Here is a 19,653-nt window from a genome sequence, read left to right as displayed (position 1 = left end):
TGTAAGTTCAAATATGAGAAGGTACCCCTTTTAACCAGAAGGAAATTGTCTTTATTAAATCAATGACAAAGGACTAAGGTATTTTTAATCTTAAGGTTTCTTGCCACAGAGTGTCAGTCTTTTCCCGTTTAAGTAGCTTCGTGTTTGCCTGGTTACTCGACGGGAATGACATTTTTAGCTATTCAGCGTTGAGATCTCGTAAATTTATTTGTACGGGTCTGAAGCCTTGTTTCTCATAGCCGCTAATGACAACCTTCAGTACATAGCCTAATGTATCCCGAATTTGTTGAGCGATCTCGCCTCTGTATCCTGAAAGGTTATTAATGATGAAAAGCCTCAAAGAATACCAAACTCCTGCTGGTATGTGAGACCAACAATATGAGGTGAAAGTCGGAACTTTGGGAAGAAAGCCATATCTGTGTGCTTTCAGTAATCTTTTTTGTATAGAGTTATCCTAAAGTTTACTAATGATAATTGGGTCGATCGCTTGGTCGTAGTTATCTTTGTACAAGAAAAGAATGCTATATGGAAAGTGAAATAGGAAATATACTTATTTCCTATTTTTCAATAGAACTACTTTTTAAAAGTAAAAGTTATATGTTAACAAAAGAAACCTAATAGTTTATTTATGAATGAATCTCAGCAGAATTAAACTCTAAAATTCTAAAATTTGTTCTAAATGATAAGATTAACCTAAAATATGGATTATGATAAAAAAACGATGTTCTCAATTTTCTATGTCGATCTGCTTCATCTGTACTTTCCTTTTCGGGTTCAGCAATTGTTCGGATATAAACAAAGTACAGACGAAAGATAAATTCTCAACTATTGAAACACAGTTTAAAGAACCTCCGAATGAATATCGTTCTGCTCCCTTGTTAGTCTGGAACGGGAAAATGACCGAATCGGAAATCGATCGGATGTTGAAAGATGCCAAAGAAGTTGGATTCGGCGGTGTTTTTATTCATCCGCGTCCGGGAATGATTACAGAGTACATGTCTGACGATTGGTATTCCCTATATAAATATGCAATTGCCAAAGGAAAAGAATTAGGGTTAAATGTTTGGATTTACGACGAGAACTCCTATCCGAGTGGATTTGCCGGAGGACATGTACCGGAAGAAATGCCGGAGTCTTATAATCAAGGGCAAGGATTAGCTTTGGAAAAAACAGATTTATTGCCTGACACAATGAACCAATATTATATATGTTTAGTAAAAGAAAAAAAAGATGCATGGAAAGATATTACTTCTTCACTGGCAGAATATAAAGGGAAAAAAGGGGAATATTACCTCTACAGGAAGACATATTATAGGAAAAGCGATTGGTACGGAGGTTATTCCTATGTTGACTTATTATTACCCGGCGTTACTGAGAAGTTTATAGAAATAACAATGAAAGGCTATGAAAAAATAGCGAAAGAAGAGTTTGGAAAAACGGTTCCGGGTATTTTTACAGATGAGCCTAATATTGTGACTTCCGGTGGTCTGCGATGGACTCCTGACTTATTCGATGTTTTCCAAAAAAGATGGGGCTACGATCTAAAACCTTTATTACCCCTACTTAGCCAAGAAACCGGTGATTGGAAAAGAGTACGCCATAACTATATGGAGACTCTATTGCAACTTTTTATCGACCGTTGGTCCAAACCCTGGCATGCTTATACGGAATCTAAAAACCTTAAATGGACAGGACATTATTGGGAACACGGATGGCCTCAGATGAATGACGGACCGGATAATATGGCGATGTATGCGTGGCACCAGATACCTGCTATTGACATGTTGTTTAATCAATTTGATGAAGAATCTCCACAAGCTCAATTTGGGAATATCCGTTCCGTAAAAGAACTTCGTAGCGTAGCAAATCAGATGGGATATATCCGAACGCTGAGTGAAACGTACGGAGGAGGAGGATGGGATGAAACCTTCAAAGATTTTAAACGCTTAGGTGATTGGGAGTTTGTGTTGGGTGTTAATTTCATGAATCAACATTTGTCGCACCAAACCCTTACCGGTGCCAGAAAATATGATTATCCTCCCGTATTTTCCTATCATTCTCCCTGGTGGAATAACTACAAAGTGATGAATGATTATTATGCTCGCCTCTCCCTTATGTTAAGCAAAGGCGTGCAACAAAATGAGATTCTCATTTTAGAACCAAACTCTACCTTATGGGGATACTATTCACATACGGGAAGCGGTCCTAAACTAATGGAGATAGGAAAAACCTTTCAATCGTTTATTACTAAATTGGAAAAGAGCCAAGTTGAGTATGATCTTGGTTCGGAGAATATTATTAAAGACCAAGGACGAATAGAAAACGGCCGTTTTGTAGTTGGGCAAGCCTCCTATTCGAAAGTAGTAATCCCTCCCATGGTTGAAATTCTGAATAAACCAACCGCTGATTTATTAACACAGTTTGTGAAGCAGGGAGGCCATCTTATCTGCTTTTCATCGCCAACAATGGTAGATGGTGTTGAGAATGAAGAATTAAAGAGACTGACTACCGGACAAAGTGTAAAAATAATTTCTGAATTAACCCCGCAAGTGATCAAAGAATCATTTACTTGCACAAACTTTAATTTGGATTCTAAGGGTGGAAAACTTTATCATCAGCGGAGGAATTATGCAGATGGTGAACTCATCTTTCTTGTCAATTCGTCAATGGATGAGACCGTAACAGGGGAATTGACCAGTAAAGGAAAAGCGATGTTAGAGATGGATGCAATCAGCGGAGACATCTATTCCTACCCGTCTGTATTAAAAGAGAAAAACTTAATTACAAAGTTTAAGTTAGAACCGGCGCAAAGTTTATTATTATTCTGTTCGCAAAAAGCTAAAAACAATCGTAAACAGAAGCCATCCATTTCTACACAATCAGAAGTTCCTTCAACCGGAGAGATTACAGTGAAAAGGAGGCAGGATAATGCGCTAAATATTGATTTTTGCGATTTAACGGTAAATGAGAAAACCTACCCGGATCTTTATTTTGCTAATGCCGCAGACTCAGCTTATAAAGCTTACGGCTTTATAAACGGTAATCCGTGGAATACATCGGTACAGTATAAACGTACTATTTTAGACAGGGATACTTTTAAATCCGAAGGATTTGACGTTCAATATCATTTTACAGTGAACCAGTCGTTTGATTACTCAAAAATGAAATTAGTTGCTGAACGTAGTGAGCTCTTCACTGTGAAAATCAATGGAGAAACGGTAAATCCTAATATCGGAGAATGGTGGTTGGATCAATCTTTTCATACTTATCCGATCGGTGAACAGGTAAGAAAGGGAATAAATACCGTCGAGTTAAGCGTAAAGCCGATGAGTATTTATGCGGAGATTGAACCTGTATATATCTTGGGCGACTTTTCAGTTGTTCCGGCAAAGAAGGGATGGAACATTAGTGCGCCTGTACCTTCTTTTCACTTAGGAAGTTGGAAAGAACAAGGGCAACCGTTTTATTCCTGGGATTTTAGCTATAGCAAGACTTATAATTTAAATGATTTATCTAAACAATATAGCATTAAGTTGGGAAAATGGAATGGAACTGTGGCAGAAGTCTATGTAAATGGGAAAAAAGCGGGTATAATCGGTTTTGAACCTTATGTCCTGCCTGTTTCTCCTTATCTTAAAGAAGGTGAGAATCAAATAGAAGTACGTATAATTGGCAGTTTGAAGAACCTATTAGGTCCACATTATCGTCATCCGGCACCAGGCTTAGCTTCACCGTGGCATTGGAAAAATATAACAGAACAAATGCCGGGAAGTGATTATCAAATGATGGATTATGGTCTAATAGATGACTTCAGTCTTGTCTATTGAAGAATGAGATCATACAAATTATACTAACAAGTAATATGATGTATTAGGGACGCTGCTTGCATCATGGTATTCACATAGTTTGTTAAGGATTGGTCTATCAGAAGGCTGTGCCGTCGAGTTGGATCTGTCGTATGAAAAAGTAAAGTTTCTCTTATCAGTAGCAAGATGGTTGGTAAGTCAAATTCGATTTCTTTTCAGACAGGGTATATTGTTAAAGGTGAATATGCCGTGTTGACAGTCAAACAGAATCGAGGAACTATTTATCCGGTCGTTAATGATCTTTTAGGCAATGGCTCTTTTATGTCTACGCCGTCTAAAAAGAAATATTATTCGTTGGAAAATTATGGAATAACGGAAAATCCGGTATTGATCTTTAACAAATAAGTAAATTATTCGTTTCTTTGTTAAAAAATTATTATCTTATGCTTATGAAATATTGGAGTGTTTTCTCTCTTTTCTCTTTGTGTTTGTTATTCACTTGTTGTAAACCGTCGGCAATAAAGTCTGACAGAACTTATGTTAATCCCTTGAAGACAACGGACAGTACGGATTTGTTCATTGCGGATCCATTTGTTTACAAGTACGATAGTTTATACTATCTGACCGGAACGACCGTTTTGCCAGAGGGCGAAGGTTTTGCATATTATACCTCATCCGATCTTGTTACTTGGAAATACAAGGGTATCCTTTATCAAAAGCCAGCCGATCATATCGGAAAATCAGCTTTCTGGGCTCCCGAGGTGAGATATTACAACGGCAAATTTTATATGACATATAGTTGTTCTGTCCCAGAGCGTAGATTGCTCCTGCCTTGTCTGGCTGTGAGCGATAAACCGGACGGACCTTTTAAGGATTTGCATACGCCTTGGTTTGACTTAGGGTACTCGGCGATCGATGCCGATATCTTTGTGGATGATGACGGTACCCCTTATGTTTATTATAGTAAGAATGAAACGCGCGATACGCTTGCATCCGGAGAACTCTATGCTGCTAAATTGAAAAAAGACCTTTCCGGACTTGACGGAGATCCTGTTTTTGTTTCTGGGGCTTCGCAACCATGGGAAAAGGTGAACTGGAATAAAAACCGCTGTAATGAAGGTGCTTTTGTTTTTAAGCGAAAAGGCGTTTATTACATGACTTATTCGGCTAACGATACTGGATATGGCTTCTACGGAGTAGGGGTCTCCTACGCAGAAAGTCCGCTGGGACCTTGGGTAAAAGATGAAGAAAATCCGCTGATGACCACAGATCTTTCTAAAAACATTTCTTCCCCCGGGCATAATTCGATCGTGGAGGCTCCGGATGGTAATCTTTATATTATTTACCATCGCCATGCTGATGCGCACCATAAGAAACCTGATTGGAACCGAGTTGTTTGTATGGACCGGCTTTATTTCGATAAAAAAGGGAAATTAAAGGTTGATGGCCCTTCCAGTACGCCTCAAAAGATATCATGGTGAAATCGGCACATTATTCCCCATTGAATGAAAAAAGAAACCCTTATGAGAAATTTAATAGTTGTTTTTCTGCTGCTCTTTTCTACAACTGTATATTCACAATCCCGTGTAGACGTATCTTTTCCTAAAAAAGATCTCTTTGCGCTGGGTTCTTATTATTATCCGGAACAATGGGATTCTTGCCAATGGGAGCGTGATTTAAAAAAGATGGCTGAAATGGGTATCACTTTTACTCATTTTGCCGAATTCGCTTGGGGTATGATGGAACCGGAAGAGGGTAAATACGATTTTGAATGGCTGGATCGTGCGGTTTCACTGGCCGGTAAATATGGCTTGAAAGTCATCATGTGTACCCCTTCCCCTACGCCTCCGGTATGGCTGTCGAAGAACTATCCGGATATTTTGATTCAGCGCGATAATGGAATGAAGATTCAGCACGGGCGGCGTCAACATGCTTCGTGGAGCAGCGATCGTTATAGGAGCTATGTCGGGAATATCGTATCCCGCCTGGCTGAACGTTATGGTGATAATCCTACCATTATCGGCTGGCAGATAGATAATGAACCCGGTCATTACGGGATGACGGACTATAGCGAGAATGCACAGCATAAATTCCGCAGTTGGCTGAAGAAGAAATACGGTACGATAGACGAATTAAATAAAACCTGGGGAAATACCTTCTGGAGTGAAACCTATCAGACATTCGATCAGATACGCCTTCCCAATGCACAGGAATTACCTGAAAAACCTAATCCGCATGCCATGCTCGACCTCAACCGGTTTATGGCGGATGAACTGGCCGGATTTGTCAATATGCAGGCTGATCTGTTGCGGAAACATATTGATAAAAAACAATGGATTACGACTAATTTGATTCCGATATTCAATCCGGTAGATCCTGTCCGGATGGATCATTTGGATTTCACTACTTATACCCGATATCTGGTAACCGGGCATAAACAGGGAATAGGAGAACAAGGCTTCCGCCTGGGCATACCTGAAGACATCGGTTTTGCGAATGACCAGTTCCGTAATTTCGTTGGAAAAGCTTATGGAGTAATGGAGCTGCAGCCCGGACAGGTCAACTGGGGGCTTTATAATCCTCAACCTATGCCAGGAGCCGTCCGCATGTGGGTATATCATGTGTTTGCCGGCGGAGGGAAATTCGTGTGTAATTACCGTTTCCGCCAACCTTTGAGAGGGAGTGAACAGTACCATTATGGTATGCTTCTGCCGGACGGCGTTACGATGTCGCCGGGAGGGGAAGAATATGTGCGGATAGCCGAGGAACTGAAAAAGCTGCGTGCGGCCTACAATCCCAAGAGCCGTATGCCGGAGCAACTTGCCTCGCGCCGCATCGGAATACTTTTTGACATGAGTAATTATTGGGAGATGGAGTTTCAGAAACAGACGGATCAATGGTCGACGATGACGCACGTAAATAAGTATTACAACTTATTGAAAGGTTTTGCTGCTCCGGTAGATGTTATTTCCGAAAAAGAGGATTTTACCAAATATCCTTTTTTAATAGCTCCTGCATACCAACTGTTGGATAGCGCATTGGTAGAACGTTGGACAAAATATGTGGAGAATGGAGGACATTTGATTTTGACTTGCCGGACCGGTCAAAAGGACCGTAACGCAAAACTATGGGAGGCTCCTTTAGCTGCCCCTATTTATCATCTAGCCGGGATAGACAAACTGTTTTACGATCATATGCCTTCTAACTTATATGGAAAGATCGGTTCCGATGGCAAGGAATATACTTGGAATAACTGGGCGGATGTGATGACCTCTTTGCCTGGTACGGAAATTTGGGCGACCTATAGTGATCAGTTCTACAAGGGAGCCGCCTCGGTTATACACCGTAAGTCAGGAAAAGGTACCGTCACCTATATAGGGGCGGACACCGACGATGGTCTTTTGGAGAAAGAGGTGATGCGGCGTGTATATAGTGAAGCGGGAGTAAAAACGGAAAATCTTCCCTATGGAGTTGTTAAAGAATGGCGTGATGGATTTTATATTGTGCTGAACTATACTTCGGATGTACAGCAGATCGCTATTCCTGAAAAAGCCGAGATACTGATTGGCAACGCGCGTCTCGAACCTGCAGGAGTGGTAGTTTGGAAAGAATAATGTATTTGTTTGCCGAAGATTCAAATTGGCAAATAAAATAGAGATTGTAATGGGAAAACTTGGTTGATCACAAATACGGAAGTATTTGGGAAAAGGGAAACCTGTCCTGCCTTAGAAAAAATTCACGGATAAATAATAGAGGAATATAAACTCCCTTTAAATTATAATCATGTTTACAATAATCGCTATATTTGTGATTAATTATAAACATGATTATAGTTTAGTTCAATGAAGATCCCCAAAGTTTTAAAGAACAGAGATACATATATCGACCGAATTGCCCCTTTTATGAGAAAGTCTCTCGTCAAGGTGGTGGTTGGACATCGACGTGTCGGCAAAAGCTATATTCTTTATCAACTCATGCAAGTAATAAAGAAAGAAGAATCGAATGCGAATATTATTTATATCAACAAGGAAGATCTTCAGTTTGCCGAAATAATTACTTATAAGGAACTGAACCACTATATCCTTTCAAGATCGGAAACCGGAAGGATGAACTACATTTTTGTAGACGAGATTCAGGAAATAGAAGATTTTCGGTTAGCCATCCGTTCACTTGCCTTAGCTGAAAACAATGATATTTATATCACCGGAAGCAACTCGCAAGTATTTTCCAGTGATCTGGCTAATGAATTGGGGGGGCGCTATATTGAGTTTAGAATTTACAGCCTTTCCTATCCGGAGTTCCTTTATTTTCACTCTTTACCGAATAATGATGAATCGCTGGAGCAATATATTCATTTTGGAGGATTACCTTATCTGATTCATCTACCAAAAGAAGAAGCTGTCATAACAGAATATTTGAGAAGCATTTATTCTACCATCATATTGAGAGATGTGGTCCAACAAAAGAAAATACGTAATATCGCTTTTTTAGAAGAACTTATCGCTTTTTTAGCGAATAATATTGGCAATCTCTTTTCTTCGAAGAGCATTAGCGATTTTCTTAAAAGCCAGAAAGTGGATATAGCTCCCAATCAAGTGAATGAATATGCAATAGCCTTGGCCGATGCCTTTCTTGTTCATCGGGTAAGGCGATACGATATCGCGAGTAAGAAACTTTTTGAAAGAGGTGAAAAATACTACTTTGAAAACATGGGGATACGTAACGTCATAGCAGGCTATAAAATAAAAGATAGAGGGATGCGGTTGGAAAATATTGTATATAATCATCTTCTTTATTGTGGATATGAGGTGAAAGTCGGAACATTGGGAAGTGAAGAAATTGACTTTATCTGTTCCCGTAACGGAGAAAGACTTTATGTACAAGTTGCAATTGAATTATCTAAGACAGAAACAATTGAACGTGAATTTGGTAATTTGTTAAAGATAAATGATAATTATCCTAAAATAGTAGTTTCAGGAGAACGTTTTTACGAGAATAGCTATGAAGGAGTTAAGCATATTTATATCAGGGATTTTCTGACTTCTTTGTTGTATCTATGACGTTATAATTATATTGTTTTATATTTTATTACAAATCTATATTAAACAGTGTCAGACTTTACCAAAAAATTGCCCAAAAAACAATCTTCATTCTTTTTGTTCTTTTATTGAAACCTGTCGTTTTATTTCCGCCAAGTTTCGTATATTTGTATATAAAATTTACGCTATATGGGAACAAAAGTAAAAGACCGGAATAAATCATTTGATTTTTCTATTAAAGATAAAGATATTGTTTCTTTGATAAGGAGCACGCGGGAAGGGATTGGATTCGATAGTTTTTTAAGTATTGCAAAAAATAGCAGTATTAATATGCAGGAATGGTCTGCTATCCTACACTTTTCAGAACGCAGCATGCTACGTTATAAGAAAGAAGGTAAAACTTTCGACCCTCTGCAATCAGAGAAAATAATACAAGTCGCCCTGATTCTTCAAAAAGGACAAGAAGTATTTGGCGATACGGCAAAATTCAATAATTGGTTGGATACGGATAATACGGCGTTAGGTAAAACAAAGCCGAAAGATTTATTGGATAACAGCTTCGGCATACAATTAATCGAAAACGAACTGACAAAAATCGAACATGGAATTTTGTCATGATAGTTTATAGACTTTCAAAAAAAGAATTTGCCGATGATTTATCCGGCAAGGGGGCGGAAATTTGCGGTGGAAGATGGAACAGTAAAGGCGTCGCCATGATTTACACCAGCGAATCAAGAGCGCTGTGTACCGCTGAAATTGCCGTACATACATCATTGACAAACATCCCGACCGACTACCGTATCATTACGATCGAAATTCCTGATAATTCGATAATCGCATTGGATATAAATGATTTTCCTGAAGATTGGGACGCTATACCGAACAGCTATTCTACCCAAAAATTAGGGAATACGTTTGTAGTGAAAAATGCCTTCCTCACGTTTAAAGTACCATCAGCAGTTGTTCACGGCGATTTCAATTATGTTATAAATCCCAGGCACAAGTATATTAACAAAGTTAAGATAATTGACATTTCTCCTTTTTCTTTCGACAAACGTCTTTTTGAAAAATAATTAACCATCACTACGCATCATGAGACTTATCCATACGGCAGATTGGCATATCGGACAGCAGTTCTTCGGCTACGACCGGAGGACGGAACACCAGGCATTCTTCGAATGGCTGAAAAGGCAACTTCAGGAACAAGAGGCGGATGTGCTTCTCGTGGCAGGAGATGTTTTCGACAGCCCCAACCCATCGGCCGAGTCCCAAAAGATGTATTACCGCTTTTTGCGGGAAGTGACAGCCGTAAACCCGGCCTTACAGATCGTCATAATTGCCGGTAATCATGACTCGGCCGCACGGTTGGAAGCACCGAATCCTTTGCTGGAGGAGATGCGCATCTCGGTCAAGGGAGTGGTGAAGCGTACCCCCGAAGGAACGATCGATTTCCGCGATCTGCTCATCCCTTTGAAACAGGGAGAAGAGACGAAAGCTTGGTGCATGGCCGTTCCCTACCTGCGGCAGGGAGATTATCCGGAAGCGGAAAGCTACGGTGCAGGTATCGCAGCCATGTACGCCGCCCTGAAAGAAGAGGCGGACAAGTTGCGGACGCCGGAACAGGCCGTCATCGCCATGGGACATCTACAGGCCTCCGGCTCGGACCTGTCGGCGGACGACCGTTCGGAACGGATCATCATCGGTGGGCTGGAAGCTGTTCCTCCCGAAATCTTCGATGCCGGCATTGCCTATACGGCGCTCGGCCATCTGCACAAAGCGCAACGGGTATCCGGACAGGACTGGGTGCGCTATTCCGGCAGTCCGCTTCCCATGTCGTTTGCGGAAAAGAATTACAAGCAGGGGGTCAATCTTATTGAGCTGGAGGGAAACCGCCTGGTGGCTATTGAACGGCTTGCCTTCGAACCGCCGGTGAGGCTCTTATCGCTCCCCGACGAACCGTTACCGCTCGCGGAAGTCCTGGCTGTACTGGAAGAACTGCCGGACGGAACGCCGGCAGAAGACTCTCCCTATCTGGAAGTAAAGGTCCGCGTGACGGAGCCGGAACCCTCCCTACGGTATCAGGTGGAGCAACTCCTCTCGGGAAAGGCGGTACGCCTCGGCCCGATGCGGGAATTCCGCCCCGGGGTCCAACGAGAGGAAAGGGTTGTCACCCTGGAAGACCTACAAACCATCAGTCCGCTGGAACTGGCGGAGGACGTATTCCGCCAACGCTACCAAACCGGATTACCGGAGCATCTGAAGAAACTTTTAACCCGCGTAATACAAAAAACTGAGCTATGAAAATCATTGCCATACGAGGGAAAAACCTCGCTTCCCTCGAAGGAGAATTCGAAATTGATTTTACGCGGGAACCGCTTCTTTCCGCCGGCATCTTCGCCATCACCGGCAGCACCGGCGCCGGAAAATCAACCCTCCTGGATGCACTTTGCCTGGCGCTGTTCGATAATACGCCGCGAACGAACAGTGCAAGTGAAAATCTATTAATTGCAGACGTGAAAGATAAAAGCATCAGCCAGGGCGATTCACGTAATTTATTACGCAGAGGAACGTCGGACGGCTACGCAGAAGTCGACTTCATAGCCCTGAACGGAATGCGCTACCGGGCGCGCTGGATGGTACGCCGGGCGCGCGATAAGGCCACCGGCTCGCTACAAGCAGCCGAAATACGGTTAACCAACCTGACAACGGCAACGGAGGAGCAGGGAAGGAAAACGGAGTTACTTCAGAAAATATCCGAACTGATCGGGCTGAGTTTCTCTCAGTTTACCCGCTCGGTTCTCCTGGCACAAGGCGACTTTGCCACCTTCCTGAAAGCCCGCCAAAACGAAAAGGCCGAGTTGCTGGAAAAACTGACCGGGACGGAAGTCTATTCCCGCATCTCCATCGCCATCTATGAAAAGACGCGGGAGGCGGAACAACAACTGCAAGGGCTAAAAGAACGTATGCAGGACATTCGCCTTCTGGAGCCGGAAGAGCTGGCAGCCTGCCAGGCGGAAAAAGAAAACTTGGAGAAAGAGCGGCAGGCAACCAGGGAGCAAGCCCGCATAGGGCAGGGGAAAATCGACTGGTATAAGCAGGAAGCACTGCTGAAAAAGGCGCTGGAAGAGGTGGAAGCTTTGCTTGCCGGAAGCCGGCAGGCGCTTCAGGAGGCGGCTCCGCGCAAAGCGTATCTCCAACAAATAGAGAAGGCGCAGGAAATCCGGGATGTTTATACCCAATGGGGGCACAAAGAGAAACGGCTGAAGGAACTGGGCGAACGTATTCCTCAGAACGAGCAGAGGGAGAGCGCCCATCTCCTCTCCCTATCCTGCATCGCCGCCGACTTAAACGGGGCGCAATCGGCACTGGAACAAGGCGAACGACGTTATACCGCTCTAAAACCCGAGATCGAACGGGCCAAAGTACTCGATACGCAATTGCAGGCCGCCGAACGGAATGTCAGGGAAGCTGCTCGGGAATTTGAGTTCCAAAAGAAAATAAAGGAAGAAACGGAACAACGGATCAAAACATTGGAAAAGGAACTGGCGGTCTCCCTAAAGAAGAAGGAACAGGGAATATGCTGGTTTTCGGATCATGCCGCCTACCGGGATATCGTGCCGAGGCAGGAGATGCTGGCACATATGCTTAAGGAAAGAAGCGACGCCGCCGTATTAATCAGCGGGGCAACAAACAACTTGGCCTCCAACCGGTCGGTTTGTGAAGGCTACCGGAAAGAGGAGGAACTACTGAAAGCCAAGTTGGAACAACTCAACCGCCTGCTTCCCGCCGAGGTCTTGCCTCTCCGGAAACGATTGGTCGAGGGGACTCCCTGCCCGGTCTGCGGCAGCGTACATCATCCGATATTCACGATGGAGACTCCGCCCATCGGCCTACTGAAGGAAAAAGAGATCGAAACGGCCAAAAAACAAGCAACCGACCGACTGGAATTACTCCGCACACAGAGGGAGGAAAGCGAACGGCAAACCGAACGCTTCCAAACACAGATCCAGACCTACGGGAAGGCTGCCGCCGAAACGGAAAAACGACTGGCGGAATACCTGGCCCCCCTGACAGACTGGAAAGAAAAGGCAGATAAAGGCCTTCTTGTTCGGGAACTGACTTCCGTCGCCGCTTTGTGGGTACAAAACCAGGAAGCATTGGACCACTGCATCGCTTCTATCGGACAAGCTCAGGCTCGCCTCGAAGGAGAAACACGGAACCTGGAAACCGCTTCGGAAAACTACCATAAACGCGAAGAACTGCTCCGACAAGCCCAAACGGCCTGGCAGGCACTAAAGAGCGAACGGGAGCAACTCTTGCAAGGACGGAAGGTCGAGGATGCCGAAACTTATTTCGAACGTTTGCGGGAGGCAAATACCCTCAAACTGGAGGAATTAAAAAAGCAAAAGGAGATATTAGAGAAGCAGCTGGCTGAAACGAGAGGTATCCTTTCCCAACTAAAAAGCGAACAGCAAAAGGAGACAAACGAAAAGGCGCAACTTTGGAATGAAATAGCGGACTGGATAGTTATTCAAAACAACAAAATAACGTTCGCCCAACTCCAGGAACTGTTAAGCCGGGAGCGGGCCTGGATCAACCGGGAGCAGGAACAGCTTAAACAATTGGAAGACCGGATGATCTCCCTCACAGCGACCGTTCGGGAGCGTCAGGAAAAACGTTCCGAATGGGAGCAAGCCCCCACCCGCCCGCAAACGGAGGAAACCCAAGAAGTCTTGCAACAATTCCTTACGGAGGTAGCGGAAAAAGAGGAATCTATTCATAATCGGATTACAACCATACAGGTAGCGCTGGCTACTCACGAGAGCGGAAAAAAGCAACTGGCTGCTTTCGAACGGGAGCTGGAGGAAAAGACGGCGGCTTATGAGGACTGGAACAAGCTAAACGAGCTTTTCGGCTCGGCCAACGGCTCTAAATTCAAACGAATAGCCCAAAGCTATACGCTGGATGCGCTTTTGGTCTACGCCAACAAACAATTGGAACAGTTAAGCAAGCGCTATCTCATACGCCGCATCCCCGACACTTTGGGCCTGGAGGTTGTCGACCAGGATCTGTTCAACGATGTGCGGACAGTACATTCGCTGTCGGGCGGTGAATCGTTTCTGGTATCGCTCTCTTTAGCATTGGGACTGTCCTCCCTCTCTTCCAACCGGATGAAGATCGAGTCGCTTTTTATCGATGAAGGCTTCGGTTCGCTGGATATGGAGACCTTGAACACAGTCATGGAAGCTTTGGAGGCCTTGCATACCCAAGGGCGCAAGATCGGGGTCATTTCCCACGTTGCGGAAATGACCGAGCGTATTCCCGTCCAAATCGCCGTCCTCAAGACCGCTAACGGCCGCAGCCGCGTAGAGATAAAAAAGGCTTAGAGAGTCATCTGATTTTTATTTTACAACTGCCGGAGGAGGGCATTCCATTCGGCATCAGTAAGGGCTTTGAGCGGGTTGTTGGTCGTGATGAAACTTTCGGCTAACTTGCTTTTCATTTCCTGTAAGCGGATGATCTTTTCTTCAATGGTGTCACTCGTGATAAAACGGTATACCATAACCTGCTTGTCCTGCCCGATACGGTGCGCACGGCTGACCGCTTGCATCTCCGCCGCAGGGTTCCACCAAGGGTCGATGATAAATACATAATCGGCTTTCGTCAGATTCAGCCCCACTCCCCCTGCTTTAAGGGAAATCAGAAAGGCAAAGAGATCCGGGGAGTCGCTGAAGCGGTTGATCTCCTCCTCCCGGTTTGTCGTGCTGCCGGTCAGCATGGCATACTTCCATCCCTTCTCCTGAAACACTCCGGCAAGCAGTTGGAGATATTTGACAAAAGAAGAGAAGATCAACACTTTATGTCCTTCCTCCATCAAGATCTGGTACATTTCAAGAATCCGCTCCATCTTTCCGGAAGAGAAAGCATAGTCGGACTGCAACATCTGCGGATGATTGGCCAGCAACCGCAGGCGGGTGATCCCCTGCAAAGCCACAAAACGATTTTTCAGCAGATTAATCCCCTCCCCGTCAGTATCCAGCAGCCTGTTCCGAAGCGCATTCTTCTCTTTCTTGTAAACCTGCTCCTGCTCGGGAAGCATCTCGCAAAATACCACCTCTTCCGTCAAGGTAGGAAGCTCCGGAGCGACCTGCTCCTTGGTGCGGCGCAAGAAGAAAGGACGGATCAGCTTCTGCAACCTGGCTTCCGAATGCACATTCTTCTCTTTGCTGATAGGCGTTACAAAAAGATCCTGGAATTTCAGGTACGAGCCCAGCATACCGGGATTGATAAAGTTAAACTGCGCCCATAAATCGTTCAGCGAGTTTTCGATCGGCGTACCGGTCAGGACGATCCGCTGTTTCCCTTTCAATCGGGTGGCCGACTGGTAAGTCACGGAAGTCCGGTTCTTAATGATCTGGCTTTCATCCAATATAATACATTCAAAGGTATAGTCGGACAGCAATTCGATATCGTTCCTTAGCAAGCCATAGGTAGTCAGGACGACATTATAATGAGCGAAGATGCGTTGGATACCTTTATTCCGCAGACGCCCCGTGCCGGTATATTCATAAACCGACAAGGAGCTGAATTTCCGGATCTCCTTCGTCCAGTTCGGAAGCAAAGACGTAGGTACCACAATTAACGAAGCCGGCCGGAGCGGTTCCAAGGCCTTTTCTTCCGGCGCCTCTTTCTCCTCTCCGAAGAGCAGATACTGCCCTGTCGGATCGACCGAAGGGGGAGACTGCCTGGAAGAGCGGCTTTTCTTCTCCGGCGGATAGAGCGCCTGAAGCAGAGTGATCGCCTGTAATGTTTTTCCGAGCCCCATATCGTCCGCCAGGCAGCCGCCAAAGCCGTTTTCCCGCAGATGCAACATCCAGCGGAAACCTTCCTCCTGATAAGAACGGAGCGTCGCCTTGATCGCGGCCGGGATGGGATACCTCTTTTTCTCGCGATAATACGAAACAGGCCCCTTGCCGCCCTGCTCCTGTTCCAGTTCCTCCACCAGGCCGAAATGTGCTTTCTGCAAGCGGATATGCCCGCCTTCCTCTACACCCAAGGCTAACAATTCGTTGTATTTCTCGAACCATTCTTCGGGCAGGAGGACGATCCGTCCGGTCGGGAGAAGGAACTCCCGGATCCCATGCATGATATACCGTCTGAACTGGGTGAAAGGGTAATGGAAAGTCCCGATATCCACCGTTATCTGCAGGTCGAACCAGTCCGGCTGCTCGCTCACGACTTGTGTAACCTTAAGATCCCCTAAAAAATACTTCTTGCCGGTGTCGGCTTGCACCAACTCAAAGCGTTCCGCCAGACGGGCGTGATTCGTCCGGATCCAGGCAAAGATACTTTTATCCTCCCCTTTTCCTTGAAACCGGAACTGGGCGTTTCCAAACTGTTGCAGCCCCAACGACTTCAAAGAACCGATGCATTCCCTTTCCCAAGCAATGTCCCGCGAAAAGAAGAAAAAGCGGAACTGCCCCCCCTCCTCCTCCATCGTAACGAATTTCTTGCGAAGTCGCACCTCCGGCTCGAAGGAATGGTCGTCATACCGGAAACTCAGCATCAGGACCGGCTCTTCCAATACCGAATTTCCCAGACTGAGCACCGCCTTCCGTTCAGGATGCCGCTCGATGATTTCGAATCCGGACGCCTCCTCAACGGTCGAATACTGCAACGCCGGCAAGATGATCCAGTCAATATATTTCCGGATCAGGGCGCGGGGTACTTCCACCGTCTTCTTATTAAAAAACGGCATCAGCCGCGAGGCTTCCAATTCCTCACAAACCAGCAATTCGTCTTTGGCAATAATGCAGGCAGGGAAACCGGTCAGGACAAGCGCCGGCTTCCGGTCGATCAATGCGTAAGGTTCTCCGCCCAGACGGCAGGAAATAGTATAACGGAAGGCTGTTTCGCTCAATTCGAAACGATAACCGATTTCCAGGGATTCCCGGTGTATTTTCACCCGGTGGTGGGGATAGAGCTTCTTACGTCCCATCTCCTTCAGGTAAAGGGGGATGTCATGCTCCGTGATCAGGCGGATCATCAACTGGGTTTTCTGCTCGATAAAAGGTCGGATATGCTCGGAAAATAACGAATCCGTCATTTTCCGGAAAAAGTCGGCGGTATGCTTTTCCTTGGAAAAGACTTTCATCAGATTGCGATCCGAGTAGCTAAGCGCCGTCTGCATGATCTCCCGGTCCACATCGGTCCGTTCATCACCCGGAGGAGAAGCCAACGCCTGCTCTTCGATTTCGAGCACACCGTCCTCCTTCTCTTTCACCAGATAAGGGAGCAATAAAGTTCCCAAATTAAGATGTTGCGTAACAGCGACGATCAGTTTCGACATGAATATCTTTATAAAACCGTAAACTACAAAGATACTCGTTTCAGGCAAGATGGCAATGAACAGGCCGTTAAATCCTTTACCAGCCTCTGGCAGCGCCTCCCTTGAATTCCTGTTCCGCCATACGGGCGACCTCGTCGGACTGGTAGGCCTTGACAAAGCGCTTGACTTTATCGGCGTCCTTGTTGTCCTCACGGGCCACAATCAGATTAACGTAAGGCGAGTCCTTGTCCTCTATCAACAAAGCGTTATCCAAAAAGAGCCCTGCTTGTATGGCAAAGGTACTGTTAATGACCGCAATCGTAACGGAGGCGTCATCCAGGACGCGGGGAAGTTGGGGAGCTTCCAGTTCTACGATCTTCAATCTCTTGGGATTCTCCGTAATATCCACCACCCGGGGTGTGGCCGTCGTGGAATCCCTAAGGGTGAGCAGCCCCGCTTTCTGCAACAGGAGCAAGGCGCGCCCTCCGTTGGTGATATCATTCGGGATCGCAATGGTATTCCCCTCTTTCAGTTCGTCGATCGAACTGATTTTCCTTGAATAAGCCCCTATGGGATAGAGGAACGTTTTCCCTACCGGAACAAACCGGTAACCCCTCTGCCGGGATTGCTCCTCCAGGTAAGGCCCGTGCTGGAAAGCATTGGCATCGAGATCCCCCTGGTCGAGCGCCGTATTCGGCATCACGTAATCATTGAAGGCCACCAGCTCGACTTCCAGCCCGTACCTCTCCTTCGCCACCTCTTTCGCCTTCAGGGCGACCGAATACTCGGGACCCGTCTCCACTCCCACTTTGATATGGTTCGGATCGTCACTTTTCCCGCCTCCGCAAGAAGCCGCCAGCACCAGTCCCGCCAACGCCAATCCTATTATATAGCCTGTATTTTTCTTCATATTCCTATCTGTAATTATATTTTCAACGGTGGTCCATCTTCTTCGAAAGGATATCGCCGGTATATTGAATACAGAATACCAGGATGACCAACAGCAGCAATACGATGTTCATTACCAGCATATCATAGCCCACATACCCGTACTGATAGCCGATTTGCCCCAATCCGCCGGCACCGACGGCTCCTCCCATAGCCGAATAACCGACCAACATGATCAGGGTAATTGTCGCGCCATTGACCAACGAAGGCAACGCTTCCGGCAAGAGTACCTTCCGGATGATCTGGAAAAGAGAAGCTCCCATCGCCCGGGACGCTTCGATCAATCCGCCGGGTACTTCCAGCAGGCTGTTTTCCACCATCCGCGCAATGAACGGGGCCACCCCCACACTGAGCGGCACCAGGGCCGCAAAGACGCCGATAGAAGTGCCGACCACCGCCCGCGTAAAGGGAATCATCCACACAATCAGGATAATGAACGGGATAGCGCGGAAGAAGTTGACCAAAAGGGACAAGACCTCGTTCACCCCCCGGTTTTCCTTGATCTGCCCTTTGCGCGTAATAAAAAGCGTCACTCCCAACGGCAGTCCCATGAGGAAACCGAAAAAGCCGGAGACAAAAGTCATAAAGAGCGTTTCCAGCGTGCCTGCCCATAAGAGCCCGATCATCGATTCAGACATAACCCAACACCTCCACTTTTATATTTTTACTTTTGAAATAGTCTACCGCTTTATGTTCATTCTCCACCTCGCCAATCAGTTCGATCAGCATGACTCCGAATTTCACTCCTCCCACATAAGCCATCTGCGCACAGACGATATTGCTCTTGACGGCATACAGCCTCATGACTTCCGAAAGAGCGGAGTTGGCCATGGATTGCCCTGAAATCTCAAGCGTAATCAACAGATGCCGTCCCCCGGAAGGTTCCGCCGTCAGCCGTTCCCGGTAATCGAACGGTACCTGTATATGGATGGAAGAAGCGATGAAACGATGCGTCAGCTCATGTTTGGGATGAGAGAAGATCCCCGCAATCGTGCCCTGCTCGATCAACCGTCCGCCGCTGAGGATAGCTACTTCGTCGCAAATCTCTTTCACGACTTCCATTTCATGCGTGATCAGCAGGATCGTAATCCCGAACTTCCGGTTGATTTCCTTGAGCAACGTCAGGATGGAGCGGGTCGTCCCCGGATCCAATGCACTGGTGGCTTCGTCACAAAGCAAGACCTTCGGATTATTGGCCAACGTACGCGCAATAGCCACCCGCTGCTTCTGTCCGCCGGAAAGTTTCGAAGGATAATCGTCTGCTTTCCCATCCAGCCCGACCAGTTCCAACAGTTCCTCCACCCGGCACCTGATTTCCACCGGAGGCGTGGCGTTCAATTCCAGAGGGAAAGCCACATTCCCGGCGACCGTACGGGAAGACAGGAGATTGAAATGCTGGAAGATCATCCCGATATTTTGCCTCGCCTTGGCCAGTTGCGACGGCGAAAGCTCCAGCAGGTTTTGCCCGTCTACCCGGACTTCCCCCCTCGTAGGCCGCTCGAGCAGGTTCACACAGCGGATCAACGTGCTT

At 46.0% G+C, this 19,653-nt stretch carries 13 protein-coding genes; 9 read left to right on the top strand and 4 right to left on the bottom strand.

Features of this window, described 5'->3' with window-relative positions; genetic code table 11:
- Positions 1 to 707 precede the first annotated feature (707 nt).
- The 9 genes from BQ8014_RS03405 (at position 708) to BQ8014_RS03365 (ending at position 14,232) form a co-directional block, all read left to right on the top strand.
- Positions 708 to 3,827 (top strand): glycosyl hydrolase, encoded by a 3,120-nt coding sequence (locus BQ8014_RS03405; RefSeq protein WP_080903133.1) that lies wholly within the window; start codon positions 708 to 710, stop codon positions 3,825 to 3,827.
- Between the two features lie 165 nt (positions 3,828 to 3,992).
- Positions 3,993 to 4,211 carry a hypothetical protein gene (locus tag BQ8014_RS03400; RefSeq protein ID WP_080903132.1) on the top strand — a complete coding sequence of 73 codons (219 nt, stop codon included), beginning with the start codon at positions 3,993 to 3,995 and terminating at the stop codon, positions 4,209 to 4,211.
- Positions 4,212 to 4,249: 38 nt separating this feature from the next.
- On the top strand, positions 4,250 to 5,287 hold the full coding sequence (locus BQ8014_RS03395; RefSeq protein WP_080903131.1) for a glycoside hydrolase family 43 protein: 1,038 nt from the start codon (positions 4,250 to 4,252) through the stop codon (positions 5,285 to 5,287).
- A gap of 42 nt (positions 5,288 to 5,329) precedes the next feature.
- A complete protein-coding gene (locus tag BQ8014_RS03390) occupies positions 5,330 to 7,420 on the top strand; it encodes a beta-galactosidase (protein ID WP_080905788.1) in 2,091 nt (696 codons plus the stop codon).
- Between the two features lie 228 nt (positions 7,421 to 7,648).
- The gene (locus BQ8014_RS03385) at positions 7,649 to 8,866 is read left to right on the top strand and encodes an ATP-binding protein (RefSeq protein ID WP_080903130.1); all 1,218 of its coding nucleotides are present in this window, start codon (positions 7,649 to 7,651) and stop codon (positions 8,864 to 8,866) included.
- A gap of 168 nt (positions 8,867 to 9,034) precedes the next feature.
- Positions 9,035 to 9,463, top strand: a complete 429-nt coding sequence (locus BQ8014_RS03380) for a type II RES/Xre toxin-antitoxin system antitoxin (protein ID WP_080903129.1) — start codon at positions 9,035 to 9,037, stop codon at positions 9,461 to 9,463.
- Complete coding sequence (locus BQ8014_RS03375; RefSeq protein WP_080903128.1) at positions 9,460 to 9,918, top strand: RES family NAD+ phosphorylase; 459 nt, start codon at positions 9,460 to 9,462, stop codon at positions 9,916 to 9,918. Before BQ8014_RS03380 ends, BQ8014_RS03375 begins: the two co-directional genes overlap by 4 nt.
- A gap of 19 nt (positions 9,919 to 9,937) precedes the next feature.
- Positions 9,938 to 11,146, top strand: coding sequence for an exonuclease SbcCD subunit D (locus BQ8014_RS03370; protein WP_080903127.1), 1,209 nt, complete (start codon positions 9,938 to 9,940; stop codon positions 11,144 to 11,146).
- Positions 11,143 to 14,232, top strand: coding sequence for an AAA family ATPase (locus BQ8014_RS03365; protein ID WP_080903126.1), 3,090 nt, complete (start codon positions 11,143 to 11,145; stop codon positions 14,230 to 14,232). Before BQ8014_RS03370 ends, BQ8014_RS03365 begins: the two co-directional genes overlap by 4 nt.
- 20 nt (positions 14,233 to 14,252) lie before the next feature.
- Here BQ8014_RS03365 and BQ8014_RS03360 read toward each other — a convergent pair whose 3' ends face one another.
- The 4 genes from BQ8014_RS03360 to BQ8014_RS03345 all read right to left on the bottom strand — a co-directional run.
- A complete protein-coding gene (locus tag BQ8014_RS03360) occupies positions 14,253 to 17,195 on the bottom strand; it encodes a DEAD/DEAH box helicase (RefSeq protein ID WP_080903125.1) in 2,943 nt (980 codons plus the stop codon).
- 76 nt (positions 17,196 to 17,271) lie between these two features.
- Positions 17,272 to 18,084, bottom strand: a complete 813-nt coding sequence (locus tag BQ8014_RS03355; RefSeq protein ID WP_080903124.1) for a MetQ/NlpA family lipoprotein — start codon at positions 18,082 to 18,084, stop codon at positions 17,272 to 17,274.
- Positions 18,085 to 18,106: 22 nt separating this feature from the next.
- Entirely contained in the window at positions 18,107 to 18,760 is a 654-nt protein-coding gene (gene metI, locus BQ8014_RS03350; protein ID WP_080903123.1) for a methionine ABC transporter permease MetI, read from the bottom strand.
- Positions 18,753 to 19,653 (bottom strand): ATP-binding cassette domain-containing protein (locus BQ8014_RS03345; protein ID WP_080905787.1); only part of this gene is annotated, 901 nt, incomplete at its 5' end. The genes BQ8014_RS03345 and metI, both read right to left, overlap by 8 nt.

This window comes from Parabacteroides sp. Marseille-P3160, assembly GCF_900162725.1.
Classification (GTDB): Bacteria; Bacteroidota; Bacteroidia; order Bacteroidales; family Tannerellaceae; genus Marseille-P3160.
Note: the sequence above shows the minus strand (reverse complement) of the source record. Positions and strands in the feature narration are given on the sequence as shown.